At 72.8% G+C, this 24,668-nt stretch carries 23 protein-coding genes; 16 read left to right on the top strand and 7 right to left on the bottom strand.

Annotated elements, in window-relative coordinates; genetic code table 11:
* Positions 1–119: 119 nt before the first annotated feature.
* Complete coding sequence (locus ABFX46_RS18740) at positions 120–1,073, bottom strand: aldo/keto reductase (RefSeq protein ID WP_346043703.1); 954 nt, start codon at positions 1,071–1,073, stop codon at positions 120–122.
* Positions 1,074–1,203: 130 nt separating this feature from the next.
* Between ABFX46_RS18740 and ABFX46_RS18735 the strand changes: the two genes are divergently transcribed.
* Positions 1,204–1,824 (top strand): hypothetical protein, encoded by a 621-nt coding sequence (locus ABFX46_RS18735; protein WP_346043701.1) that lies wholly within the window; start codon positions 1,204–1,206, stop codon positions 1,822–1,824.
* A gap of 43 nt (positions 1,825–1,867) precedes the next feature.
* On the opposite strand, the gene corA is transcribed toward ABFX46_RS18735, so the two are convergent.
* Positions 1,868–2,839: a magnesium/cobalt transporter CorA gene (corA, locus tag ABFX46_RS18730; protein WP_428831274.1), complete on the bottom strand. Its 972-nt coding sequence runs from the start codon at positions 2,837–2,839 to the stop codon at positions 1,868–1,870.
* Positions 2,840–2,906: 67 nt separating this feature from the next.
* On the opposite strand from corA, the gene ABFX46_RS18725 reads away from it, so the two are divergent.
* The 8 genes from ABFX46_RS18725 (at position 2,907) to mshC (ending at position 10,993) form a co-directional block, all read left to right on the top strand.
* Positions 2,907–3,620: a histidine phosphatase family protein gene (locus ABFX46_RS18725; protein WP_346043697.1), complete on the top strand. Its 714-nt coding sequence runs from the start codon at positions 2,907–2,909 to the stop codon at positions 3,618–3,620.
* Between the two features lie 9 nt (positions 3,621–3,629).
* Positions 3,630–4,178, top strand: a complete 549-nt coding sequence (locus tag ABFX46_RS18720) for a DUF3090 domain-containing protein (RefSeq protein ID WP_131941598.1) — start codon at positions 3,630–3,632, stop codon at positions 4,176–4,178.
* A 72-nt stretch (positions 4,179–4,250) separates the two neighbouring features.
* A complete protein-coding gene (locus ABFX46_RS18715; RefSeq protein ID WP_346043695.1) occupies positions 4,251–5,036 on the top strand; it encodes an SCO1664 family protein in 786 nt (261 codons plus the stop codon).
* Between the two features lie 48 nt (positions 5,037–5,084).
* Positions 5,085–5,846, top strand: a complete 762-nt coding sequence (locus tag ABFX46_RS18710) for an NRDE family protein (protein ID WP_346043693.1) — start codon at positions 5,085–5,087, stop codon at positions 5,844–5,846.
* A gap of 106 nt (positions 5,847–5,952) precedes the next feature.
* Positions 5,953–7,719, top strand: a complete 1,767-nt coding sequence (locus tag ABFX46_RS18705) for an ABC transporter substrate-binding protein (protein WP_346043691.1) — start codon at positions 5,953–5,955, stop codon at positions 7,717–7,719.
* Positions 7,716–8,708, top strand: a complete 993-nt coding sequence (locus ABFX46_RS18700; protein WP_346043689.1) for an ABC transporter permease — start codon at positions 7,716–7,718, stop codon at positions 8,706–8,708. Before ABFX46_RS18705 ends, ABFX46_RS18700 begins: the two co-directional genes overlap by 4 nt.
* Before the next feature lie 7 nt (positions 8,709–8,715).
* Positions 8,716–9,660, top strand: coding sequence for an ABC transporter permease (locus ABFX46_RS18695; RefSeq protein WP_346043688.1), 945 nt, complete (start codon positions 8,716–8,718; stop codon positions 9,658–9,660).
* A gap of 103 nt (positions 9,661–9,763) precedes the next feature.
* The gene (gene mshC, locus ABFX46_RS18690; protein WP_346043687.1) at positions 9,764–10,993 is read left to right on the top strand and encodes a cysteine--1-D-myo-inosityl 2-amino-2-deoxy-alpha-D-glucopyranoside ligase; all 1,230 of its coding nucleotides are present in this window, start codon (positions 9,764–9,766) and stop codon (positions 10,991–10,993) included.
* Between the two features lie 4 nt (positions 10,994–10,997).
* Here the strand turns inward: mshC and ABFX46_RS18685 are convergent, their stop codons facing one another.
* The 3 genes from ABFX46_RS18685 to ABFX46_RS18675 all read right to left on the bottom strand — a co-directional run bounded on the left by ABFX46_RS18685 (position 10,998) and on the right by ABFX46_RS18675 (position 13,184).
* Complete coding sequence (locus ABFX46_RS18685; protein ID WP_346043685.1) at positions 10,998–11,531, bottom strand: TrmH family RNA methyltransferase; 534 nt, start codon at positions 11,529–11,531, stop codon at positions 10,998–11,000.
* Positions 11,532–11,637: 106 nt separating this feature from the next.
* Entirely contained in the window at positions 11,638–12,492 is an 855-nt protein-coding gene (locus tag ABFX46_RS18680; protein WP_346043683.1) for a PAC2 family protein, read from the bottom strand.
* A gap of 230 nt (positions 12,493–12,722) precedes the next feature.
* The gene (locus ABFX46_RS18675) at positions 12,723–13,184 is read right to left on the bottom strand and encodes a universal stress protein (protein WP_346043682.1); all 462 of its coding nucleotides are present in this window, start codon (positions 13,182–13,184) and stop codon (positions 12,723–12,725) included.
* Between the two features lie 166 nt (positions 13,185–13,350).
* Between ABFX46_RS18675 and ABFX46_RS18670 the strand changes: the two genes are divergently transcribed.
* From ABFX46_RS18670 to ABFX46_RS18640, 7 genes are all read left to right on the top strand, one after another.
* Positions 13,351–14,013 (top strand): HAD family hydrolase, encoded by a 663-nt coding sequence (locus ABFX46_RS18670; RefSeq protein WP_346043681.1) that lies wholly within the window; start codon positions 13,351–13,353, stop codon positions 14,011–14,013.
* A gap of 175 nt (positions 14,014–14,188) precedes the next feature.
* Positions 14,189–14,620, top strand: a complete 432-nt coding sequence (locus ABFX46_RS18665; RefSeq protein WP_346043679.1) for a hypothetical protein — start codon at positions 14,189–14,191, stop codon at positions 14,618–14,620.
* Between the two features lie 466 nt (positions 14,621–15,086).
* Entirely contained in the window at positions 15,087–16,079 is a 993-nt protein-coding gene (locus ABFX46_RS18660; protein WP_346043677.1) for an ABC transporter permease, read from the top strand.
* Positions 16,080–16,123: 44 nt separating this feature from the next.
* The gene (locus ABFX46_RS18655) at positions 16,124–17,890 is read left to right on the top strand and encodes an ABC transporter substrate-binding protein (RefSeq protein ID WP_346043676.1); all 1,767 of its coding nucleotides are present in this window, start codon (positions 16,124–16,126) and stop codon (positions 17,888–17,890) included.
* Between the two features lie 104 nt (positions 17,891–17,994).
* Complete coding sequence (locus ABFX46_RS18650) at positions 17,995–19,008, top strand: ABC transporter permease (protein ID WP_346043674.1); 1,014 nt, start codon at positions 17,995–17,997, stop codon at positions 19,006–19,008.
* Positions 19,008–20,075: an ABC transporter ATP-binding protein gene (locus ABFX46_RS18645; protein ID WP_346043673.1), complete on the top strand. Its 1,068-nt coding sequence runs from the start codon at positions 19,008–19,010 to the stop codon at positions 20,073–20,075. The genes ABFX46_RS18650 and ABFX46_RS18645 overlap by 1 nt, the downstream gene beginning before the upstream one ends.
* 23 nt (positions 20,076–20,098) lie before the next feature.
* Positions 20,099–21,241: an ABC transporter ATP-binding protein gene (locus ABFX46_RS18640; protein WP_428831273.1), complete on the top strand. Its 1,143-nt coding sequence runs from the start codon at positions 20,099–20,101 to the stop codon at positions 21,239–21,241.
* Positions 21,242–21,350: 109 nt separating this feature from the next.
* Here the strand turns inward: ABFX46_RS18640 and ABFX46_RS18635 are convergent, their stop codons facing one another.
* Together ABFX46_RS18635 and ABFX46_RS18630 are read right to left on the bottom strand one after the other, a co-directional pair.
* Positions 21,351–23,852 carry an ABC transporter permease gene (locus ABFX46_RS18635; RefSeq protein ID WP_346043671.1) on the bottom strand — a complete coding sequence of 834 codons (2,502 nt, stop codon included), beginning with the start codon at positions 23,850–23,852 and terminating at the stop codon, positions 21,351–21,353.
* Complete coding sequence (locus ABFX46_RS18630; protein WP_346043669.1) at positions 23,849–24,664, bottom strand: ABC transporter ATP-binding protein; 816 nt, start codon at positions 24,662–24,664, stop codon at positions 23,849–23,851. Before ABFX46_RS18630 ends, ABFX46_RS18635 begins: the two co-directional genes overlap by 4 nt.
* Positions 24,665–24,668: the final 4 nt, after the last annotated feature.

Here is a 24,668-nt window from a genome sequence, read left to right as displayed (position 1 = left end):
CGGCGCGGCGCCGCCGTCGAGGACGGCGGCGACCGCGTGCGCGGCGCGCATCGCGGCGGCGGCGCGGGCGGCCCGCTCGGCGGCGGTGGGCTGGTCGGCGGAGTGGTCAGGGCTGTCGGTCACGGGCTTCCCGTAGCTGTGTCGGAGACGTCGTCGAGCGCGCCGCGGATCTCGTTCGGCAGCGTCAGGTCCTCGCTCTCCAGGATCGCGCCGAGCTGCGCGGCGGTGCGGGCGCCGACCACCGGGGCGGCGACGCCCTCCCGGTCGCGGACCCACGCCAGCGCCACCGCGAGCGGCGAGCAGCCGAGGCCCTCGGCGGCGGTCACCACCGACTCCACGATCCGGGCGCACTCCTCGTCGAGGTACGGCTGGACGAACTCGGCGAAGTGCGGGGCGGCGGCGCGCGACCCCGCGGGGATGCCGGTGCGGTACTTGCCGGTGAGCACGCCCCGGCCGAGCGGCGACCACGGCAGCAGCCCCGCCCCGGCGTCCAGCACGGCCGGCACGACCTCCCGCTCGATGTCGCGGCGCAGCAGCGAGTACTCCAGCTGCGCCGACACCACCGGGGCGCGGCCCGGCCAGGCGCGCTGCCACGCGGCGGCCTTGGCGACCTGCCAGCCCGCGTAGTTCGACACGCCGACGTAGCGGGTGCGGCCGGACGCGACCGCCTCGTCCAGCGCCGACAGCGTCTCCTCCAGCGGCGTCGCCGGGTCGTAGACGTGCAGCTGCCACAGGTCGACGTGGTCGAGGTCCATCCGGTCGAGGGAGGCGTCCAGGGCGCGCAGCAGGTGCCGGCGCGACCCGTCGTAGCGGCCGTTCGGCCGGATCGCCGCCTTCGTCGCGACGACCAGGCCGTCCCGGTCGACGGTGTCGCGCAGCAGGTGGCCGAGGATCCGCTCGGCGACGCCGCCCGAGTACACGTCCGCCGTGTCCACGAGCGTCCCCCCGGCGTCCACGAACGCGACGAGCTGCGCCGCGGCCTCGTCCGGGTCGGTGTCCTGCCCCCAGGTCATGGTGCCGAGACCCAGCCGGGACACCAGCAGCCCGCTCCGCCCGAGGTGACGCTCCTTCATAGGCGGTCAATGTAGCGGTCCGCGCCGGGAGCGCGGAAAGTGAGCGATCGGCCGGCGCGGATCCGCCCCCGGCGCAAAGATCCTGGTCGGATCTACTGCCGGGGCCGCCGCCGGGCTAAAGTGCGCAGCCATGGCGCCACCCCCGTTCTCGATGTACTCGCCGAAGTCGCCGGACGGCGACGGCGGCCCGGACATGGCGCCGGTCTTCGGCGCGGGGCCGGGCGACGACCCCGGCTACCTCGCCTCGCTGCGCGCCGGCACCGAGCTCGGCCGGCTGCGCGCGATGATGCTGGTGCTGCTCGCCGCGCCCGTCCTCATCCTGGCGATCATGCCGCTGATCGTGCAGGACGGCCGCGATCCGGCGCCCCCGTGGGTCTACGCGCCGCTCGCCGCCGCCGCGCTCGTCGCGCTGCTGGCCGGCCCCCGCGCGCCGCGCCCGATGCCGCCGGGCGCCGAGCCCGCCGCGGCGGCGCGGGCCGCGCTGATGATGTTCCGGCAGGCGGTGCTGCTGCGGTTCGCGCTGGCCGAGGGCGTCATCCTCATCGGCCTGCCGCTGGCGATGGTGGCGCACAGCGAGGCGGTGTTCGCCGCCGGGTTCGCCGTCGGCTACCCGCTGCTGGTCTGGCTGGCGATGCCCACCCGCGGCGGCGTGGACCGCATCCGCCGGCGGCTGGAGTCGCAGGGCGCCGAGTCGCACCTGTGGGCGGTCCTGCTGGCCGCCCCGGCGCCCCCGCGCGACGACGCCCCCTGAGACCCGCCCTCCCTACCGTCCCGCGCGCCGCCGGAGCGGGCCGTCAGAGCCAGCCGCTCCTGCGCAGCCGCCGGAACAGCAGCACGCACGCGACCGCCATCACCCCGATGACCAGCGGGTAGCCGAAGCTCCAGTGCAGCTCGGGCATGTGGTCGAAGTTCATGCCGTAGATCCCGGCGATCGCGGTCGGCACCGCGATGATCGCCGCCCACGCGGAGATCTTGCGCATGTCCTCGTTCTGCTGCTTGCCGAGCAGCGCCAGGTGCGCGGTCAGCACGCTGTTGAGCAGCTCGTTGTGCGCGTCGACCTGCCCGTCCACGCGCAGCAGGTGGTCCAGGACGTCGCGGAAGTACTCGCGGGTGGACCCGCACTCGGCGACCCGCCCTTTGGCGATCTCCTGCATCACCGGGACGAGCGGGTCCTCGGCGCTGCGGAACTCCAGCACCTCCCGCTTGAGGGAGTAGATGTCGGCCGTGACGTCCCGCGCGCCCGGGTCGAACACCGCCCGCTCCAGCCCGATGATGTCGACCTCGACCTCGTGCGCGACGAGCCCGTACCGGTCGACGACCTCGTCGCACACCGCGTACAGGACGCCGGCCGCGCCGTGGCCGAGCAGCTCCGGGTCGTCCTCCAGCCGCTTCCGGACGGGGCCGAGCGGGTTGCCGGTGCCGTGCCGCACGGTGACGACGAAGTCGCGGCCGAGGAACACCATGATCTCGCCGACCTCGATGTCGGACGTCTCGTCGAGGTAGGTGAGCGTCTTCAGGACCACGAACAGCGTGTCGCCGTAGCGCTCCATCTTCGGCCGCTGATGCGCGGACACGGCGTCCTCGGCGGCCAGCGGATGCAGGTTCAGCTCGTCCTTGACCAGCTCGAACTCGTCCTCGTCCGGTTCGTAGAGCCCGATCCACAGGAAGCAGTCGCCGTCCTCGCGGGCGAGGTCGAAGGCGTCGCTGATGTCGCCGTCGATGTCGCTGCGCGTCCCGCCGGCGTAGATGGCCTTGTCCACGATCACGGCACGCATTCTCGCGCACCGGCACCGCACCGCGCCGGTATGCCGGGCATCTCCTAGAGTGGCCGCCGTGACGACCCTTCTCCTGGTGAGGCACGGCCTGACCGCGATGACCGGCCCGGTGCTCGCCGGCTGGACCCCCGGGGTGAGCCTCGACGACCGCGGCCGCGCCCAGGCCACCGCGCTCGCCGCCCGGCTCGCGCCGCTGCCGCTCGCCGCCGTCGTGTCCAGCCCCCTCGACCGCTGCGCCGAGACCGCCGGGATCATCGCCGCCGGGCACGCCCCGCCGATCGGGAGGACCGAGACCGACGAGCGCTTCGGCGAGGTCCGCTACGGCGACTGGACGGGCCGCCCGCTGAAGGAGCTCGCCGAGGAGCCGCTGTGGCGGGTCGTGCAGGCGCACCCGAGCGCCGCCCGGTTCCCTGGCGAGGACGGCGAGTCCCTCGCCGCCGCGCAGCACCGCGCCGTCACCGCCGTCCGCGACTGGAACGCGCGCATCGCCGCCGAGCACGGCCCGGACGCCCTGTACGCCGTGTGCAGCCACGGCGACATCATCAAGTCGGTCGTCGCCGACGCCCTCGGCCTGCACCTGGACCAGTTCCAGCGGATCCAGGCCGACCCCGCCTCGCTCACCGTGATCCGCTACACCGAGACGCGGCCGTTCGTCGTCCGGCTCAACGACACCGGAGGCGACACGGCCGCGCTGGTTCCGCCGCCGCCGGCGGAAGGTGCCGGGAAAGACGGACTCGGGCCGGATGACGCGCCGGTCGGCGGCGGCGCGTAGGGTCGTGTCATGCCCGTCATCTCCTACGACCTGCCGGAGCGCTTCGTCGCCGGCGCCGTCGGGCGGCCCGGCGAGCGCGCCTTCTACCTGCAGGCCCGCGCCGGCCGCCGCGTCACCAGCGTCGGGCTGGAGAAGTTCCAGGTGACGCTGCTGGCCGAGCGGCTGGAGGAGCTCCTGGACGAGGTGCTGCGGCGCAGCGGCGGCGACGCCCCGGTGCCCGCCGCCACCCCGTCGGAGCTGCAGGACGACGGCCCCCTCGACCAGCCGGTGGAGGAGGAGTTCAAGGTCGGCACGATGGCGCTCGCCTGGGACCCCGACGACGAGCAGGTCGTCATCGAGGCGCAGGAGGTCACCGAGACCGAGGAGGAGCCCGAGGTCGGCGAGGACGACCCCGCGATCGCGGTGCTGCGGGTCCGGATCAGCGCCGCGCAGGCCCGGGCGTTCGCCGAGCGCGCCCTGAAGGTCGTCGCCGCCGGGCGGCCCCCGTGCCCGCTGTGCGGGCTGCCGCTGGACGGCGCCGGGCACGTCTGCCCGCGCCAGAACGGGTACATGGGCTGAGATGGCGGTCCCCGCGTACTCGGTCATGGGCGTGTGGTGGATCATGGGCGGCGTGGCCGGGAGAATGAACCCATGACGCAGTCCTCCCGGGACCGGGCGCCCGCAGACGGCACGGGCCGCGGCGCGCCCGGACGCCCGGTGCCGCCCCGCGACGCCGCCTCCGCCGAGCGGCTGCTGTCGGCCGGGCGCCTCGCCGTGGAGGGCCGCCTCGTGCAGGCGTCCAACGCCACCCTGTACTGCTCGATCGAGCACGACGGCGGTACCGCCAACTGCGTCTACAAGCCCGTCGCCGGCGAGCGCCCGCTGTGGGACTTCCCCGACGGCACCCTCGCCGAGCGGGAGGTCGCCGCCTACGAGGTGTCCAAGGTGATGGGCTGGGGCACCGTCCCGCCCACCGTCCACCGCGACGGCCCCTACGGCCCCGGCATGGTGCAGCTGTGGGTGGAGCCCGACCCCGACGTCGACCTGGTCGCCCTGTCCCGCTCCGACGACGAGGCGATCCGCCGCATGTCGGTGTTCGACGCCGTCGTCAACAACGCCGACCGCAAGATCGGCCACCTGCTGCCGCCCGGCGACGGCCACGTCTACGGCTGCGACCACGGCGTGTGCTTCTCCACCGAGTACAAGCTCCGCACCGTCCTGTGGCAGTGGCGCGGCAAGCCCCTCACCGCCGAGGCCCTCGAAGCCCTCGGCCGCGTCGAGGCGGCGCTGCGCGGCGCCCTCGGCGCCCGCCTCGCCGAGCTCCTCACCCCCGGCGAGGTCGACGCGACCCGCCGCCGGGTGGAGCTGATGCTCGAGCACCGCATCCACCCCTACCCGCCGGAGGACTGGCCCGCCATCCCCTGGCCGCCGCTGTAGCCCGCCCCCGCCCGTGGGGCGAAACGGGCGGAGTGCTGCAATTGGGGGATGTGTACGGCGATCATCAGCGTGGATCCCTCGTCCCCGGTCCCCGTGCTCGTGGTGGGCGTGCGGGACGAGTTCGTCGCCCGGGAGTGGGCGGGCCCGGCCCGGCACTGGCCCGACCGGCCCGGACTCGTCGGCGGCCGCGACCTGCGCGCCGGCGGGACGTGGCTGGCGGTCGAGCCGGACGCGCCGCGGGTCGCGGTGGTGCTGAACGGGCGCGGCCGGATGGCGCCGGAGGCGTCCCGCGCGTCGCGCGGCGAGCTGCCGCTGCGGGTCGCCGCCGACGGCAAGCTCGGCGGGCTCGACCTCGCGGTGTTCGACCCGTTCCACCTCGTCGGCGCGGAACCGGACCGGGTGCGGCTGTGGAGCTGGGACGGCGAGGCCCTCACCGAGCGGAGCCTCGGACCCGGCCTGCACATGATCGTCAACAGCGGGCTGGAGGGCGAGGGGCAGCTGGAGGGGGAGACCGAGGACGCCTACATGGCCGCCCGGCTGGCCCACTTCCGGCCCCGGCTCGCCGCCGCGCCGCGCCCCGAGCCCGGCCCGGACGAGCCGGTGGAGCGGGCGTGGGGCGCCTGGCTGCCGCTGCTGGACGGCGACGGGCTGCCCCGCGCCGACCACCGCGCCCTGCTGCCGCTGCTGGACCTCGGCGACGGGCGCGTGTGGGGGACGACGTCGGTGAGCCTCGTCGCGCTCGGCCGGGGCGTCCGGTACGACTTCTCCGCCGCCCCGGGCGAGGGGGACGCCTGGTCCCGGGTGCTGTAGGTCCGCGGACGCCCCGGGGCCCGGGGCCGGCCGGGGCGCGCGTCCCGGCCGGGGGATGCCGTTTCGGCTGCGGCGGCGTGACAGCGGGTGCTAAATTGACTACGTAATGCGATCTTCGTCGGGGACGGCGCGGGCGGGAGCGGTCGCGGCCGGTCTCGCCGCGGTGCTGCTGGCACTGGCCGGCTGCGGCGGCGGCGGAGGGCCCGTCAGGGGCGGCACGCTGCGGGTCGCCGGGTCGGCCGACGTCGACCACCTCGACACCGCCGCCGTGTACACCACCTGGGGCGGGCTCCTCGCCCGCCAGTTCGCCCGGACGCTGTTCGGGTACCGGGCGTCCAACGACTTCGGGGAGGCCGTCACGGTGCGGCCCGACGTGGCGCTGGAGATCCCGACCGCGCGCAACGGCGGCCTCGGCCGCGACGGCCGCACCTACACGATCAGGCTGCGCGGCGGCGTGCTGTGGAACACCAGCCCGCCCCGCGAGGTGACCGCGGCCGACTTCGTCCGCGGCATCAAGCGGACCTGCAACCCGGCCGCCCCGGCCGGCGGCAGGGCCTACTACATCGAGACGATCGCCGGCATGGGCCGCTTCTGCGCCGGCTACGCACGCGTCGACCCGGGCAGCGCCGCCGCGATGGCCCGCTACCAGCGCACCAACGACGTTCCCGGGCTGGTCGCGGCGGACGCCAAGACCCTGGTGATCAAGCTGAACCGGCCCGCGAGCGACCTCGTCAACCTGCTCGCGCTGGAGTTCGCGGCGGCGGCGCCCGCCGAGTACGACCGCTACATCCCCGACAGCCCCGAGTTCCGGCGGCACACGATCTCCGACGGCCCCTACCAGATCACCTCCTACACCCCCGGCCGGCGGTACGTCCTGGAGCGGAACCCGAGCTGGCGGGCCGGGTCCGACCCGATCCGCGCGCAGAACCCCGACCGCATCGAGATCTCGCTCGGGCACGACTCCCCGGACGCCGTCCAGGGCATGCTCGAGAGCGGCGCCGCCGACCTGCCCTGGGACCAGCCGGTCCCGGCCGCGAAGATCGCGAAGCTGCGGGGCGACCCCGACTTCGCGATCATGGAGGGGTCGGCGCTCGACCCCTACCTGGTGTTCAACACCCTCAGCCCGAACAACGGGGGAGCGCTCGGCCGGACCGAGGTCCGGCAGGCGATCAGCTACGCCGTCGACAAGGCCGCGGTGGTGCGCATCTACGGCGGCCCCGACATCGCCGAGGTCCTGAACCAGACCATTCCGCCGCGCAGCGTCGGCCACCAGGAGTTCAATCTCTACCCGACGCCCGGCGACGGGGGAGACCCCGGCAGGTGCAGGCAGATGCTGGCCCGCGCCGGATACCCGCACGGCCTGACGCTGACGTTCCCCTACCGGCTCGACGGCAACCACCGGCAGGTCGCCCGGTCGATCACGCACGACCTGGCCGCCTGCGGCATCACCGCCCGGCTCCAGCCCGACACGAGCGGCGCCTTCTACGGCACCACCCTCGTCACCCCGGCGCGCGCCCGCGCAGGGAAATGGGACATCGCCGTCCCCGGCTGGGTGCCCGACTGGTACGGCAACAACGGCCGCACCACCATCGTCCCGCTGTTCGACGGGCGCCACTACGGCCCCAACTCCAGCGACTACGGCGGGTTCGACGACCCCGCCGTCAACCGGCTCATCGACCACGCGCTCAACGCCCCCGACGTCGCCACCGCGTCCGGGTACTGGGCGCAGGCCGACCACCGCATCATGGAGGACGCCGCGGTCGTGCCCCTCGTCAACCAGCGGACCCCGATCTTCCACTCCGCGCGCGTCCGCAACGCCCGGTACCTGCCGCAGTACCGCGCCTACGACCTCAACCAGGTCACGTTCCCATGACCGGCTACGCCGACCTCGGGACGCGCGAGCCGCCCGCCGGAGCCGCCCCCGGGGCCGCCCCCGGAGCGGCGGCGCCGGAGCCGGTCCCGGGCCGCACCCCGGCCCGCCTCGCCTGGGACCGGTTCCGGCGCGACCGGGCCGCCGTCGCCTCCCTCGCCGTGCTGGCGCTGATCGGGGCGTTCGCGGCGCTGGCGCCGCTGTGGGCGCACCTGACCGGCCACCCCTACGACGCGACGTTCCCGCGGACGGGCCTGGACGCGGGCGGGCGGCCGCGCGGCCCCGGCGGCGGCTTCCCGCTCGGCGCCGACCAGCTCGGCCGCGACGTCCTCGTCCGCGCCGCCTACGGGGCGCGGATCTCGCTGGCCGCCGGGATCGGCGCGGCCGCGCTCGCCTCGGCCGCCGGGACGGTCGCCGGCACCCTCGCCGGGTTCGCCGGCGGCGCGCTGGACACGCTGCTGGCCCGGCTCATGGACATGATCCTCGCGCTGCCCTACCTGCTCGTGGCGATCATGCTGGCGACCACGTTCCAGATCTCCTCGCCCGCCGCGAGCCTCGCGATGACGATCCTCGTCATCGCGTTCTTCTCGTTCGCCGCCTACGGGCGCACCATCCGCGGGCAGGTGCTGGCGCTGCGCGAGCAGCAGTTCATCGAGGCGGCCCGCGCCCTCGGCGCCTCCGACGCCCGCATCATGGCCACCGAGGTGCTGCCGAACCTCACCGCGCAGATCACCGTGCTGACCTCGCTGCTCGTCCCGGCCTCGATCGTGTCGGAGGCGACCCTGTCGTTCCTCGGCGTCGGGGTCCGGCCGCCGATGCCGAGCTGGGGGTCGATGCTCGGCGAGGGCGGCGAGCAGTTCCGCACCGCCTGGTGGCTGCTCGCCGTCCCCGGCCTGCTGCTGCTCGCCACCACGCTGGCGTTCAACCTGCTCGGCGACGGCGTCCGCAACGCCCTCGACCCGCGCGGCGACCGCGCCGCCGCCGGGAGGTGACCCGCCGGTGCCGCGCTTCGCCGTCCGCCGCCTCCTGTACGCCGCCGTCGTGCTGTGGCTCGTGGCCACGCTCACGTTCGCGGTCCTGCACCTGTCGCCCGTCACCGTCGAGCGCGTCATCGGCGGGCCCCGCGCCACCCCCGAGACGCTGGCGCAGATCCGCCGCAACCTCGGCCTGGACCGGCCGCTCCTCGTCCAGTACTGGTGGTTCCTCGCCCGGCTGCCGCGCGGCGACCTCGGCGACTCCTACGTCAACGGGACGCCGGTCACGGCGCTGATCGGCGCCCGGCTCCCGACGACGCTGTACCTGGTGTCGGGCGCGGCGGCCCTGTGGTTCGCGGGCGGCATCGTCACCGGCGTCACCGGCGCGTCCCGGGCGCGGGGCCTGTGGGACCGGACCGTCACCGTCTTCGTCCTCGCCGGCCTGTCGACACCGCCGTTCGTCATGGCGCTGGCGCTGCTGTCGCTGTTCACGATCGGCCTGGGCGCGGGCGGCGTCCACCTCTTCGAGGCCGGCCCGCCCCTGCAGGAGCACTTCCTGCGCCGCATGATCCTGCCGTGGTTCGCGCTGGCCTTCCTGATGATGGCCGCCTACACGCGCCTCACCCGGGGGGCGATGCTCGACGTCCTGGACGAGGACTACGTGCGCACGGCCCGCGCCAAGGGCCTGCCGGAGCGCCGCGTCGTCCGCGGGCACGCGCTGCGGGCGGCGCTGACCCCGGTCGTCACCCAGCTCGGCATCGACCTCGGCGCCCTGATCGGCTCCACGATCGTCACCGAGAAGGTGTTCGGGCTGCAGGGCGTCGGCCAGCTGGTGTACCAGTCCATCGCCGCCGGCGACACCCCGGTGATCATCGGGGTGACGCTGCTGGTGACGTTCTCGGTGACCGTCGCGAACCTGCTCGTCGACATCGGCTACGCGTTCCTGGACCCGCGCGTCCGCCCCGCCTGAGCCGGGCGGACCGGAGGTACGGGACGGGCCTTCCCGGGCAGCCGGGGACACTTGCCATGATCTCGGAGCAATGCCGCTAGCTGCGCATGGATAAGCTTTCGGTATGCGATCGTGGCCCGCCTCCGAAGTCCCCAGCCTGCCCGACGCGGGCCTGCCCGCCGCCGACCGTCCGCTGGCCCTGCACGACACCGGGGCGGGCGCCGCGCGCCCCACCGCCCCCGGCGAGACGGCCCGGATGTACGTGTGCGGCATCACCCCCTATGACGCGACCCACCTCGGCCACGCCAACACCTACCTCGCGTTCGACCTCGTCAACCGCGTCTGGCGCGACCTCGGCCACCGCGTCCACTACGTCCAGAACGCCACCGACGTCGACGACCCGCTGCTGGAACGCGCCGAGCAGACCGGCGAGGACTGGCGCGCCCTCGCCGACCGCGAGATCCAGCTGTTCCGCGAGGACATGACCGCGCTGCGGATCCTGCCGCCCGACCGCTACATCGGCGCGGTCGAGGCGATCCCGCTCGTCGTCGAGATGATCGAGAAGCTGCGCGGCCGCGACGCCGCCTACGCGGTGGACGGCGACATCTACTTCCCGGTCGCCTCCGACCCGTCCTTCGGCGGGGTCAGCGGGCTCGGCCGCGCCGAGATGGCCCCGCTGTTCGCCGAGCGCGGCGGCGACCCGGACCGCGCCGGCAAGCGCGACCCCCTCGACCCGCTGCTGTGGATGGCGCGCCGCCCCGGCGAGCCCGGCTGGGACTCCCCGTTCGGCGAGGGCCGCCCCGGCTGGCACGTGGAGTGCTCGGCGATCTCCGTCGAGTACCTCGGCATGGCCTTCGACGTGGAGGGCGGCGGCTCCGACCTCGCCTTCCCGCACCACGAGATGAGCGCCTCGCACGCCCAGGTCGCCACCGGCGAGCGCCCGCACGCCCACGCCTACGTCCACGCCGGCATGGTCGGCCTGGACGGCGAGAAGATGTCGAAGTCGCGCGGCAACCTGGTGTTCGTGTCGAAGCTGCGCGAGGGCGGCGCCGACCCCATGGCGATCCGGCTGGCGCTGCTCGCCCACCACTACCGCGCCGACTGGGAGTGGACGCCGGACCAGCTGGAGGCGGCGGACGCCCGCCTCGCCCGCTGGCGCGCCGCCGCGGCCCGCACGTCCGGGCCGCCCGCCGCGCCGCTGGCCGCCGCGGTCCGCGCCCGCCTCGCCGACGACCTGGACGCCCCGGCCGCCCTCGCCGCCGTCGACGACTGGGCCGCCCACGACGGCGCGGACGAGCAGGCCCCCGCCCAGGCCAGGGCCATCGTCGACGCCCTCCTCGGCGTCGCCCTCTGACCGCTCAGAGCAGACCGGCGAGCTTGTAGAGCACCAGCGACCCGGCGACGGCCACGTTCAGGCTGCTGCCGCCCCCCACCATGGGGATCTCGACGGCCAGGTCGAGCAGGTCGAGCGCCTCCGCGGGGATGCCGGTCCGCTCGTGCCCCAGCACGGCGACCGTCCGGACCCGCGCGGCGGGCAGGTCGGCGAGCCGCACCGCCTCGTCGGCGAGTTCCACGCCGACGACCCGGGACCCGGCCTCCCGCTGCCGCTCCAGCCAGCCGAGCGGCTCGTTCACCCAGTGGACGCAGGCGGGGCGGCGCAGGGTGTTGCCGCGTTCGAGGGCGTCCGGCACCCAGGGGAAGCGGGGCACGGCCATGCAGGCGCCGACGGCGTCGCAGGTGCGCAGCAGCGTCCCGAGGTTGGCGCCGTGCAGCGGCCACAGCGGCGCGGCGACGAGGTGGTCCCAGCAGGCGTGGCCGCGGTGGCGGCGCTGCCGGCGCAGTTCGCGCGGGGGCCGGACCCGGATCGCCGGACCCCGCGTGCGGGCGCTCACCGCCTGCGGGCGCTGCCGCCCTCCGAGAACGTGGAAGTCATGATCGGCGCACTTCGCGGCGTGCGCGGGCCATCGCCGGGAACGGGACGCGATCGAGTATAGGCCGCTAGGCCGGGCCGCGGCCGGGGTCGCGGCGGCGCAGGTAGCGCTCGAACTCGCGGGCGATGGCGTCGCCGCTCGCCTCCGGCAGCTCGGTGGCGTCCTTCTGCTCCTCCAGCGTCCGGACGTACTCGGCGACCTCGGAGTCCTCCTCGGCGAGCTCGTTCACGCCGTGCTCCCAGGCGCGCGCCTCCTCGGGCAGCTCCCCGAGCGGGACGGTGACGTCGAGGAGGTCCTCGACGCGGCGCAGCAGCGCCAGCGTCGCCTTCGGCGACGGCGGCTGCGCCACGTAGTGGGGGACCGCCGCCCACAGCGACACCGTGTCGAGGTCGGCCTTCGCGCACGCGTCCTGCAGCACCCCGAGGATGCCGGTCGGCCCCTCGTAGCGGGCCGGCTCCAGGTGCAGCGTGCTGACCAGCCCGGCCTCCGACGCGGCACCGGTGACGGGCACCGGCCGGGTGTGCGGGGCGTCGGCCAGCAGCGCGCCCAGCAGGACGACGTTGCGGATCCCGAGCTCCAGCATCAGCCCGACCAGCTCGCGGCAGAACGACCGCCACCGCATGTTCGGCTCGATGCCGTGCAGCAGCACCACGTCCTTGCCGCTCGGCAGCCGCGCCCACGACACCCGCGTCGTCGGCCAGGTGATGCCGCGGGTCTCCCCGTCGGTCATCTCCACGATCGGGCGGGTGACCTGGAAGTCGTAGTAGTCGTCGGGATCGAGTTCGGCGATGGGCACCGCTTCCCAGGACGACTCCAGATGCGCGATCACCCCGCTGGCGGCCTCCCCGGCGTCGTTCCACCCCTCAAAGGCGGCCACGAGCACCGGATCGACGAGTTCCGGCACGCTTTCGAGCTCGACCACGCGCTGCCTCCTTCCGACGCCCACGTACAGCGTCACCGACGGGGGCGCCATTCCCGGGGTCGGGGGCCCCGCTCATGATCGGTGGCTGTCAGCCTACGTCCTGACAGTGACCTACCCCACCCCTCACGAGCCAGACCCCGGCACCCTACGCCAGGGGCGGAAACAGATCACGATCCGGTCTCCCCGGGAAGGCGCCCGCCCATCGGCGCCGGACGGGGGCCGGCGGACGGTCATTTGCCCTTCGGGGTGGTGTGGACGATCAGCACGTCGCAGGGGGAGCGGTGCGACAGGTTCGCCGGCACCGAGCCGAGGATGCGCCCGGCCAGGCTGTTCAGGCCCCGGTTCCCGACGACGACGAGGTCGGCCTCGCGCTCCTTGGTGAGCTTGGCGAGCACGTCCACCGGGTCGCCCTCGACCGAGACCTGCTCGATGTCGGTGGCGCCGGCCGCGACCGCCCGCTCCCGCGCCGCCCGCAGCGCGTCGTCGGCGGGCGTCGAGCCCTGCACCTTGTACGCCAGGTCCCCGAGCCGGTCGGCGGCGCTGGCGCGCTCGCGCTCGGGCATCGGGCTGTAGGCCGAGGCCAGCAGCAGGGTGGCGCCGGTCGCGGCGGCCAGCTGCGCGGCACGGTCCACCGCGCGGAACGAGGAGTCCGAGCCGTCGGTGCCGACGAGGATGATGCGGTACGCGCTCATGCCGTTCCTTACCCGTTGGTAGTCACTGCTGGCACGGTATCGGTCCACCGACCCATCCGTCACGGCCTCTTTGCACACCTCGTCCAAGAAGCGCCGCGGGCCGGCGGCGTTCCGGCATGCGGACGCCCGTGAGCTCCCCGCGATCTCCCGGTTATGGTGGGGTTACATGTGCACCCCCACTGGCGGCCTCCAGGCCGTTCTCTTCGACATGGACGGCCTGCTCATCGACTCCGAGCGCGTCTGGCTGGAGGTCGAGTCCGAGGTCATGGCGTGGCTGGGCGGCGAGTGGACCCCGGCCCACCAGGAGAAGCTCGTCGGCGGCTCCCTGTCCATCGCCGTCGACTACATGCTGGAGCTCACCGGCGCGGACGCCGACCCCGAGGAGGTCGGGCGGCGGATGCTGGACGGCATGGCCGAGCGGCTCACCGCCTGCGTCCCGCTGATGCCGGGCGCCAAGGAGCTGCTCGCGGAGATCCGCGCCGCCGGCGTCCCGGCCGCGCTGGTGTCCTCCAGCCACCGCCGGCTGATCGAGCCGGTGCTGGACGCGATCGGCCGCGAGCACTTCGCGCTCAGCGTCGCCGGCGACGAGGTCGCCCGCACCAAGCCCGCCCCCGAGCCGTACCTCACCGCCGCCGCGCGGCTGGGCGCCGACCCGGCCCGCTGCGTCGTGCTGGAGGACTCGCCGAACGGCGTCGCGGCGGGGGAGGCGGCGGGCTGCGCGACCGTGGCGGTCCCCGGCGTCCTGCCGATCCCGCCCGCGCCGGGCCGCACCGTGGTGGCCTCGCTGCGCGAGGTCGACCTGCAGATGCTCCGCTCCCTGATCCCCTGAGCGTGCCCGCGCCCCTGATACCCGCGGGCTGCCCCGCAGGGGGCGCTCCCTAGGGGGAGGGTCACGCCGGAGGAGGAGATCGCCCTGCTCGGGAACCGTCCGCCGGGAGGAGCGATACCGCCGTCCCGCGTGTGACGATGGAGAGAGCACCACCGTACGGAGAAGAGGGGCCGGCATGAGCGACGCAGTCATTTTCGCGATCAGCCTCGGGGTCACCCTGGCCGGGCTGGTGATCAGCTGGGGCGCCTACCGCCGCCGCGGCGCGGGCACGGGCCTGCGCGGCGCCGCACTGTCCCTGGTGCCGCTGGCCGCGGCGATGACGGGGGTCACGGAGTTCTTCGTCGACCTGGCGTTCAGCCCGGTGAAGTGGGCGGGCGTCGCGGTGGGCGGTCTCGCCGTGCTGCTGTACCTGGCGTCCGGCGCGATGCTGAGCCGCCGCGCGGACGCCGCGCCGGACGGCGGGAAGGCCGCCGCCGGGGAGGGCGGCCGGAAGTCCGCGGGCCGCGGCGCGAAGCCGAAGGGCGCCGTGCGGGGGCCCGAGCGGACCGGCGGCGACCCGGAGATGGCCGAGATCGAGCGCATCCTGCGCGACCGCGGCATCTCCTGACCCGGGACCGGCCCCGGGCGGGCGCGCGGGCGCGCCCGCGCCACGGCGGCGGGCCGGGGCTCCCCCATGCGACGGGGGAGCCCCGGCCCGCCGCTATCCTGTGTCTTCTGCGGCCATGAGGGGCTGACCTGCGGAGAATCGGTCTCAGATCGGACTCGGTACGGTAAAGCTTGGTGGTCTGGACCGGCTTCGAGTTGCCTGACCGGGTGGAAGCGAACGTACTATTCGGGCGATTTGTCCGAAGTGGCGTTCGGGCGCGTGTGCCCCAGATGACGACGAGATCACAAGTCAGATACGGGTACTGGCGAAGCTCGCTTCACGGATGGACAGTCGTGCCCGAAGGACTACGTTTCCCTTCAGCAAACGCGGCGTAACGGGCACGGGGGCAGCGGATGATCTCCGCGGTCGCCGGTCGGACGCCGGCGGCATGGCCGAACCAGTGGCCGGACGGTAGGAGGTATGGAGCGTGGCCGCACCCATTGAGGTGACCGGGTCCGACACCGAGGCGCAGCCGGAAGCGGTCCTCGCCGGTGTCGACAGCAAGAAGATCCAGGGGCGCTCCCTCGGTCAGATCGCCTGGATGAGGCTGAAGCGCGACAAGATCGCGCTGACCGGCGCCGTCGTGGTCATCCTGCTGATCCTGATCGCGATCTTCGGCCCGTACTTCGTCCAGGACCCCCTGGCGTACCACCAGAACCTCGTCGACCCGACCTACAACCGGCCCAAGCACGGCTTCTGGCACTCGGGGATCAGCGCCGACCACTGGCTCGGCGTGGAGCCCGGCACCGGCCGCGACATGCTGGCCCGCATCGTGCACGGCGCCCGGATCTCGCTGCTGGTGTCGTTCCTCGCGACGCTGCTGTCGGTGGCCATCGGGACGGTCATGGGCATCATGGCCGGCTACTTCGGCGGCTGGGTCGACTACCTGATCAGCCGCGCCATGGACGCCTTCCTCGCCTTCCCGCTGCTGCTCTTCGCGATCGCCCTGGTCGGCGTCGTGTCCGACGGCTCCTTCGGGCTGAACGGCAACGGCCTGCGGGTATCGGTGCTGATCTTCGTCATCGGGTTCTTCAACTGGCCCTACATCGGCCGCATCATCCGGGGGCAGACGCTGTCGCTGCGCGAGCGGGAGTTCGTCGACGCCGCCCGCAGCATGGGCGCCAAGAACAGCTACGTGCTGTTCAAGGAGGTCCTGCCCAACCTGGTCGCGCCGATCCTGGTCTACTCGACCCTGCTGATCCCGACCAACATCCTGTTCGAGGCCGCGCTGTCGTTCCTCGGCGTCGGAGTGATCCCGCCGACGCCCTCGTGGGGCTACATGCTGACCCTCGCGGTGCCGCTGTACCAGTCGGACCCGATGTTCATGATCATCCCCGGTATGGCGATCTTCATCACCGTCCTCGCCTTCAACCTGTTCGGTGACGGGCTGCGGGACGCTCTCGACCCTCGGGCCAAGTGACTCGGGTCCATCCGACCCGTCTAATTGAAGGGGTGCGCCTGCACATGAACAAAACGAGACCGATCGCGGTCTTCGCGGCCGGTGTGGCCGCGGCCGCGTTGCTCTCCGCCTGTGGCGGCGGAGAGTCGGGAAGCTCGGGGAGCGGCCCCGGCTACAACGCCGGCGTCAACGAGGTCGTCCACAAGTCGGACAAGAAGGGCGGCACCCTCAAGCTCGCCAGCTCCGACGACTGGGACTCGCCCGACCCCGGCGACACCTACTACGCGTTCTCGCAGAACTTCGCGCGGCTGTACGGCCGCGGGCTCACCACCTTCAAGCCGGCCGCCGGCAAGGAGAGCCTCGAGGTCGTCCCGGACCTGGCCACCGACCTGGGCACGCCCAGCGACGGCGGCAAGACCTGGACGTACAAGCTGCGGACCGGCGTCAAGTTCGACGACGGCACCACCGTCACGTCGAAGGACGTCAAGTACGCGGTCGAGCGCAGCAACTACTCCAAGGAGCTGCAGCTCGGTCCGAAGTACTTCAAGCAGTACCTCGTCGACAACAAGCCCGCGTACAAGGGCCCCTACGACGACAAGAGCGACGAGGGCCTCAAGTCGATCGAGACCCCCGACGACCAGACGATCGTGTTCCACCTGAACACGCCGTTCTCCGAGTTCGACTACCTGGTCGCGATGTCGCAGACCATGCCCGTGCCGAAGGCCAAGGACACCGGCCTGAAGTACGCGAACTCCATCGTCTCCAGCGGCCCGTACAAGGTCGACAACTACACCCGCGGCAAGTCCATGACGCTGTCGCGGAACCCCCACTGGAACCAGAGCACGGACCCGCTCCGCAAGGCGCTGCCCGACAAGATCGAGGTCCAGCTCAAGCAGAACCCGGACGACATCGACCAGCGGCTGCTCGCCGGCACGCTGGACATGGACATGGCGGGCGTCGGCGTCCAGTCGGGCACGCAGCCCAAGGTGCTGGCCGACAACCAGAAGCCGTACGTGGACAACCCCGTCCAGGGCTTCCTGCGGTTCATGTCGCTGAACGTCCACGTGAAGCCGCTGGACAACGTGCACTGCCGCATCGCCGTGCAGTACGCGACGGACAAGGTCGCGGCCCAGACCGCCTACGGAGGCCCGCTGGCCGGCGGTGACGTCGCCACCACGGTGCTGCCCCCCACGGTCGACGGCTACACCAAGTTCGACCTGTACCCGCAGAAGCAGGCCGAGGGCGGCAACGGCCTCGACGACGCCACCATGGCCAAGGCCAAGGAGGAGCTGAAGGCCTGCGGCCAGCCCAACGGCTTCAGCACCAAGATCTCGGCCCGGTCCGACCGGCCGAAGGAAGTCGCCATGGCGCAGGCCATCCAGCAGAGCCTGGCCAAGGTCGGCATCAAGGTCGACATCGTGCAGTGGCCGGCCGGTGACTACTTCAACAAGTACGTCGGCGTGCCGGACTACGTCCACAAGCACGGCGTCGGCATGATGATCATGGCGTGGGCGGCCGACTGGCCGACCGGCTACGGCTTCCTCGCCCAGATCGTCCACGGTGACGCCATCAAGCCCTCCGGCGGCACCAACCTGGCCGAGCTGGACGACCCCGCGATCAACAAGGCGCTCGACGACGCCATCGCCAACACCGACAAGGCGGCGCGCACGAAGGCGTACGGCGAGATCGACAAGCTGGTCATGGGGTCCGCCGCGGAGGTCCCGCTGATCTACGCCAAGGCCCTGATGTACCGGCCGAAGCGGGTCACGAACGTCGGGATCACCTACTCCTATGGCGGTATGTACGACTACCTGAACATGGGCGTGGAGTAACCATCCGCTCGTCCGTGCGTCCATCTGAAGGCAGGTGAAGGCGACGCCCGCCGGCCGGGTCAGGACCTACAGGTCCACCCGGCCGGCGGGTGGGGCCGAGGAATGTGTTCGCATACATCATCCGGCGCCTCATCGGTGCCGTCCTCATGTTGCTGCTGGTCAGCCTGGTGACCTTCGGCATCTTCTTCGGGCTGCCGAAGCTGGCGGGACAGACCACAGACCAGCTCGCGGCCGCCTACGTCGGCAAGGCGCCGACGGCCGAGGCCATCCAGGACACCAAAGAGCGGCTCGGCCTCGACAAGCCGATCGTGGTGCAGTACGGGAACTACCTGAAGGCCATCGTGGTCGGCAAGGACTACAAGGCCGGCCCCGTGACCGACCACTGCCCCGCGCCCTGCCTCGGGTACTCCTACCGCAGCAGCCAGCCCGTGCTGGAGACGCTGCTCGACCGGGCTCCGGCGACCGCGTCGCTGGCCCTCGGCGCGGCCGTCATCTGGCTCATCGGCGGCATCAGCACCGGAGTCATCTCGGCGCTGCGCCGGGGCACCCTCTGGGACCGCACCGCGATGATCATCGCGTTGAGCGGGGTGTCGCTGCCCATCTACTTCACGGGCCTGGTCTCGCTGGCGCTGTTCTCCTACACCCTCAAGATCTTCCCGGGCGGGGGCAGCTACCTCGGCATCACCCAGGACCCCGTCATGTGGTTCCAGTCGCTGGTGCTCCCGTGGGTGACGCTCGCGTTCCTGTACGCGGCGATGTACGCGCGGCTCACCAGAGCGGGCATGCTGGAGACGATGAACGAGGACTACATCCGCACCGCCCGCGCCAAGGGGCTGCCGGAGAAGACCGTCGTCACCAAGCACGCGCTGCGCGCGTCCCTGACGCCGATCCTCACGATCTTCGGTCTCGACCTCGGCCTGCTGCTCGGCGGCGCGGTGCTCACCGAGAACACCTTCGGCATCCCCGGGCTGGGCCAGCTCGCGATCAGCTCGATCAACGGCGGCGACCTGCCCATGGTGCTCGGCATCACGCTGATCACGGCGACCTCGATCGTCGGGATCAACCTGATCGTGGACCTGCTGTACGCCGTCGTCGACCCGAGAGTGAGGCTGAGCTGATGACCGGCACCGCGCCCGCCGCGGACACCGCGGGCACCGGCGAGGCCCCCACCTCGTTCCTCGACGTCCGCGACCTCAAGATCCACTTCCCGACCGACGACGGCCTGGTGAAGTCGGTGGACGGCCTGTCGTTCCAGCTGGAGCGCGGCCGCACCCTCGGCATCGTCGGCGAGTCCGGCTCGGGCAAGAGCGTCACCAGCCTCGGCATCCTCGGCCTGCACAACAAGCGCAACGCCAACGTGTCGGGTGAGATCTGGCTGAACGGCAAGGAGCTCGTCAACGCCTCGCAGTCCGAGGTGCGCCGGCTCCGCGGCCGCGACATGGCGATGATCTTCCAGGACCCGCTGTCGGCGATGCACCCGTTCTACACGGTCGGCAAGCAGATCGTCGAGGCCTACCGGGTCCACAACGACGTGTCGAAGCAGGTGGCGCGCAAGCACGCCATCGAGATGCTCGGCCGCGTCGGCATCCCCAAGCCGGACAAGCGGGTCGACGACTACCCGCACCAGTTCTCCGGCGGCATGCGGCAGCGCGCGATGATCGCGATGGCGCTGTCGTGCGACCCCGAGCTGCTGATCGCCGACGAGCCGACGACGGCCCTGGACGTGACCGTCCAGGCGCAGATCCTGGACCTGATCCGCGACCTGCAGCAGGAGTTCAACTCCGCCGTCATCATGATCACCCACGATCTCGGGGTGGTCGCGGAGCTGTCGGACGACATCCTGGTCATGTACGCCGGCCGCGCCGCGGAGTACGCCTCGGTCGAGGACGCCTTCCACCACCCGCTGCACCCCTACACGTGGGGGCTGCTCGGGTCGATGCCGCGGCTGGACCGCGAGCGCACCGAACGGCTCCAGCCGATCGAGGGCTCGCCGCCGAGCCTCATCAACGTCCCGTCCGGGTGCGCGTTCCATCCGCGCTGTCCCTACAAGGACCTCAACGGCGACAAGTGCACGACCGAGCGGCCGGAGCTGGTCGAGCTCGCGCCCGGCCACAAGGCGGCGTGCCACCTCCCGCTGGAGAAGAAGCGCGAGATCTGGAACGACGAGATCCGGCCGAAGCTGTGACGAGCACGGGTGGGAACGAGACTGTGAACATTTCCAAGACCCCGGCCGACGCGACCCGTCCGGCCGCGGAGGCCCGCCCCGCGTGGGACGGCGAGCCGCTGCTGGAGGTGGACAACCTCGGCAAGCACTTCCCCGTCACCGCGGGGCTGCTGCGCCGGCAGGTCGCGGCGGTCAAGGCCGTCGACGGCGTGTCGTTCTCGGTCCGCAAGGGCGAGACCCTCGGGCTGGTGGGGGAGTCCGGCTGCGGCAAGTCCACCACCGGCCGGATGATCATGCGGCTGCTGGACCCCAGCTTCGGGCGGATCAGCTTCGAGGGGCAGGACATCACCAAGATGTCCCAGTCCCGGCTGCGGCCGCTCCGCCGCGACCTGCAGATGATCTTCCAGGACCCGTACTCGTCGCTGAACCCGCGCAAGACCGTCGGCGCGATCGTCGGGGCCCCGTTCCGGCTGCAGAACATCGAGGCCAAGCAGGGCGTGAAGAAGGCCGTCCAGGAGATCCTGGAGCTCGTCGGCCTCAACCCCGAGCACTACAACCGCTACCCGCACGAGTTCTCCGGCGGGCAGCGGCAGCGCATCGGCATCGCCCGCACCCTCGCCCTCAAGCCGAAGCTCATCATCGCGGACGAGCCGGTGTCGGCGCTGGACGTGTCGGTGCAGGCGCAGGTCGTCAACCTGCTGGAGGACCTGCAGGACGAGCTCGACCTCACCTACGTGGTCATCGCGCACGACCTGTCGGTCGTCCGGCACATCTCCGACCGCGTCGCGGTCATGTACCTCGGCAAGATCGTCGAGGTCGCGGACCGCGCGGACCTGTACCAGCGGCCGATGCACCCCTACACCAACGCGCTGCTGTCGGCGGTGCCCATCCCGGACCCGAGCCAGCGCGACGAGCGCCGGCGGATCCGGCTGCAGGGAGACGTGCCGAGCCCGATCGACCCGCCGCCCGCGTGCCGCTTCCACACGCGCTGCTGGAAGGCGCAGGACATCTGCAAGCAGGTCGAGCCGCCGCTGGTGGAGCTCAGCCCCGGCCACCAGGCCGCCTGCCACTTCCCGGAGAACACCACGGTCAGCGCCACCGACGCGGTCGCCAAGGCCGCGGTGGCGCCGGGCGCACCGTCCGCCGACGAGGCCTCCGCGGACGCCTCGGAGACCGCGGCCGAGTAGGACGCCGCCGGACCTTCCCCCCGGCGCTCCTGCACACCGAGAAGACCCGGGCCCCTCCGCGCGGAGGGGCCCGGGTCTTCTCGCGCTCGCGCGGCCCGGCGCCGCCGGCCTACTCGGTCGAGATGGCCTTCAGGACGTCCATGCGCCCCGCCCGCCACGCCGGCCACAGCGCCGCCAGCACACCGATCACCGCGGCCACCACCAGGTACACCGCGAGCGTCCCGTACGGGACGGCGAGGACGCCGAGGCCCTGGTCGGCGAGCGCGTTCTGCAGCGCCGCGCCGAACGCCACCCCGATGCCCATGCCGAGCACCGCGCCGAACACCGCGATCATGATGGACTCCAGCCGGATCATCCGGCGCAGCTGCCGCCGGGAGATCCCGATCGCGCGCAGCAGCCCGATCTCCCGGGTCCGCTCGATCACCGACAGCGCGAGGGTGTTCACGACCCCGACCGCCGCGATGATCACCGACATGATCAGCAGGATCGTCAGGAACGTCACGAACCCGTCGACCTGCTTGCGGGCGTCGTCCTTCAGCGTCGCCTGGTCGGCGACCTCGAGGTTCGGGTACGCCTTCACCGCCGAGTCCAGTGCGGCCTTGGTGGACGCGTCCGCCTTCCGCGCGTCGACCACCACGATCCCGACGGTGGGCCGCAGCGTGTGCCGCAGGTGCGCCTGCTGCGAGATCAGCCGCGGCCCGATCAGGTCGCTCTTGGCGTACACGCCGGACAGCGTGAGCCGCTCGGTCTGCCCGTCGGTGAACCGCACGGGCACCGCCGTCCCGACCTTCCAGCCGCGGTCCTTCGCGGTGTCCTCGTCGACCATGATCGACGCCGGCCCGGTGGACGCCGAGCCCGACTCCAGCTTCAGCCGGGCGGCCGCGGCCAGCGCCGGCAGGTCGCCCGCGACGTAGTAGACGTCCTTGCCGTCGATCTCGGCCTTCGCGTCGTAGGTCGGCGACACCGACAGCACGCCCGGCGTGTCCTTGATCCGCTGCTGGGCCTCGGCGTTCACCCCGCCGGGACCCTGCGACTGCACCAGGTAGTCCGCGCCGAACTGGGCGTCCACCTGCTCGTCGATCGACGCGCGCATCGTCGCGCCGAGCACGTTCACCGTCGTGATCAGCGCCAGGCCGATCATCAGCGCCGCGGCGGTCGCCGCGGTCCGGCGCGGGTTGCGCAGCGCGTTCTGCCGCGCCAGCCGCCCGGGGGAGCCCATCAGCCGCGCGGACGGCGCGCCGAGCACCTTCAGCACCGGGACGCTGATCACCGGGGCGAGCATCGCGACGCCGATGAAGACCCCGAACGCGCCCGCGCCGACCGGGATCGCCGGGTTGTCGCCGCCGCCCGCCAGGCCGACGCCGATCAGGCCCGCGCCGGCCAGGGTCAGCAGCGACCCGAGCGCCACCCGGATCCGCAGCGACCGCTGCGGCAGGCCCACGTCGTCGCGCATCGCCGCGACCGGCGGGATCTTCGCGGCGCGCCGCGCCGGGAAGTACGCCGACACCACGGTCACCACGATCCCGACCGCGTACGACCAGATCACCGGCGTCGCGGTGAAGGTCAGGCCGCCCTGCCCGGCGTCGCCCACCTGCGACTGCAGCAGCGACGCCAGCCCGGCCCCGGCCGCGAGGCCCAGCGTCGAGCCGACCACGCCGACCGCGACGGCCTCGCCGATCACCGCCCGCGTCACCTGCCCGCGGGCCGCGCCGATCGCGCGCAGCAGCGCCAGCTCACGGGTCCGCTGCGCGACCAGCATCGAGAACGTGTTGAAGATGATGAACGCCCCGACGAAGATCGAGATCAGCGCGAACACCAGCAGGAACGTCCGGAAGAAGCTCATCATCTGCGCGATGTCGCTCTTGGACTCCTCGCGCAGCTTCTCCCCGGTGACGGCCTCGATGCCCTGCGGGAGGACCTTCGCGACCCGGTCCCGCAGCTCCTGCTCGGACGGCCCGGCGGAGCCCATCTCGATGTCGCTGAAGTAGCCGGGCTTCAGCATCAGCTTCTGCGCCGTCGGGGTGTCGAACCCGGTGAGGGTCGCGCCCATCAGGTTGCCGGCGTCGACCAGCCCCACGATCGTCATGCGGGCGGGCGGGCCCGCGGTGAGCACCTGCGCGACGTCCCCGACGGCCAGGTCGCCCTTCTCCGCGGTCTTCGCGTCGATGACGACCTCGCCCGGCCCGCGCGGCGCGCGGCCCGACGCCAGGTCGTAGGACCCGCCGCCCGTCCAGTTCGTGCCGATCTGCGGCGGGCCGTTCTGCGCCGTCCCGACGATCTCGCCGTCCTTGCCGACGACCGCCGCGTACCCGTTGACGTTGCCCTTCACGTCCTTGACGCCCTCGACGCCCCGCACCGCCTTCAGCACCGCCGCGGGCACCGGCCGGGCCGCCATGCCGTCGTCGTCGCCGCCCACGACCTTCTGGGCCCGCACGTCCACGGCGACGTTCGCGCCGACCTTGTTGAACAGGTCGTCGAACTGCTTGTTCATGCTGTCGGTGAAGATCAGCGTGCCGGCCACGAACGCGACGCCGAGGATCACCGCGACCGCCGTCAGCACCAGCCTGATCTTGTGCGCCGCGAGATTGCGGAGCGTGACCCTGCCCATCATCGCGCCGAGACCTCCGAGTCCGCGGCGGGACGGGCGGCGGCGTCGAAGTTCTTCATCCGCTCCAGCACCCGCTCGGCCGTGGGCTCCGCCATCGTGTCGACGATCTGCCCGTCCGACAGGAACAGCACCTGGTCGGCGTACGCCGCCGCGGACGGGTCGTGGGTGACCATCACGATCGTCTGGCCCATCCGACGCACCGAGTCGCGCAGGAAGCCGAGCACCTCGGCGCCCGACCGCGAGTCGAGGTTGCCCGTCGGCTCGTCCGCGAAGATGATCTCCGGGCGGGACGCCAGGGCGCGGGCGCACGCCACCCGCTGCTGCTGGCCGCCCGACAGCTCGCTCGGGCGGTGCTTCAGCCGCGGCCGCAGCCCCACCGTGTCGATCACGGTGTCCAGCCACTCCCGGTCGGGCCTGCGGCCGGCGATGTCCATCGGCAGCGTGATGTTCTCCAGCGCCGTCAGCGTCGGCACCAGGTTGAACGCCTGGAAGATGAAGCCGATCTTGTCGCGGCGCAGCCGCGTCAGCTGCTTGTCCTTCAGCGCGGTCAGCTCGGTCCCGCCGATGAACACCTGCCCGGAGTCCACCGAGTCCAGCCCCGCCATGCAGTGCATCAGCGTGGACTTCCCGGACCCGGACGGGCCCATGATCGCGGTGAAGCGGCCGCGGGGAATGCCGACCGTGACCCCGTCGAGCGCGACGACCTGGGCGTCGCCGCGCCCGTACACCTTCGCGATCTGCTGGGTCCGTGCGGCGAAGTCGCCCGCCCCGGGCGCGGAGTCCGCGCCGGCGGTCGAAGGGGCGGTGTTCGTCACGTGA

Origin of the sequence: Actinomadura chokoriensis, from assembly GCF_039529475.1 — a bacterium.
GTDB classification, from domain to species: Bacteria; Actinomycetota; Actinomycetes; order Streptosporangiales; family Streptosporangiaceae; genus Spirillospora; species Spirillospora bangladeshensis.
The sequence above is the reverse complement of the archived record's forward strand: the minus strand, read 5'-3'. Positions and strand labels throughout refer to the sequence as shown.

Coding starts and splice junctions, on each gene's coding strand:
- ABFX46_RS18740 (WP_346043703.1), bottom strand. CDS start 1,073: ATGAAGGAGCGTCACCTCGGGCGGAGCGGGCTGCTGGTGTCCCGGCTG.
- ABFX46_RS18735 (WP_346043701.1), top strand. CDS start 1,204: ATGGCGCCACCCCCGTTCTCGATGTACTCGCCGAAGTCGCCGGACGGC.
- ABFX46_RS18720 (WP_131941598.1), top strand. CDS start 3,630: ATGCCCGTCATCTCCTACGACCTGCCGGAGCGCTTCGTCGCCGGCGCC.
- ABFX46_RS18715 (WP_346043695.1), top strand. CDS start 4,251: ATGACGCAGTCCTCCCGGGACCGGGCGCCCGCAGACGGCACGGGCCGC.
- ABFX46_RS18710 (WP_346043693.1), top strand. CDS start 5,085: ATGTGTACGGCGATCATCAGCGTGGATCCCTCGTCCCCGGTCCCCGTG.
- ABFX46_RS18705 (WP_346043691.1), top strand. CDS start 5,953: ATGCGATCTTCGTCGGGGACGGCGCGGGCGGGAGCGGTCGCGGCCGGT.
- ABFX46_RS18700 (WP_346043689.1), top strand. CDS start 7,716: ATGACCGGCTACGCCGACCTCGGGACGCGCGAGCCGCCCGCCGGAGCC.
- mshC (WP_346043687.1), top strand. CDS start 9,764: ATGCGATCGTGGCCCGCCTCCGAAGTCCCCAGCCTGCCCGACGCGGGC.
- ABFX46_RS18675 (WP_346043682.1), bottom strand. CDS start 13,184: ATGAGCGCGTACCGCATCATCCTCGTCGGCACCGACGGCTCGGACTCC.
- ABFX46_RS18670 (WP_346043681.1), top strand. CDS start 13,351: ATGTGCACCCCCACTGGCGGCCTCCAGGCCGTTCTCTTCGACATGGAC.
- ABFX46_RS18665 (WP_346043679.1), top strand. CDS start 14,189: ATGAGCGACGCAGTCATTTTCGCGATCAGCCTCGGGGTCACCCTGGCC.
- ABFX46_RS18655 (WP_346043676.1), top strand. CDS start 16,124: ATGAACAAAACGAGACCGATCGCGGTCTTCGCGGCCGGTGTGGCCGCG.
- ABFX46_RS18645 (WP_346043673.1), top strand. CDS start 19,008: ATGACCGGCACCGCGCCCGCCGCGGACACCGCGGGCACCGGCGAGGCC.
- ABFX46_RS18635 (WP_346043671.1), bottom strand. CDS start 23,852: ATGATGGGCAGGGTCACGCTCCGCAATCTCGCGGCGCACAAGATCAGG.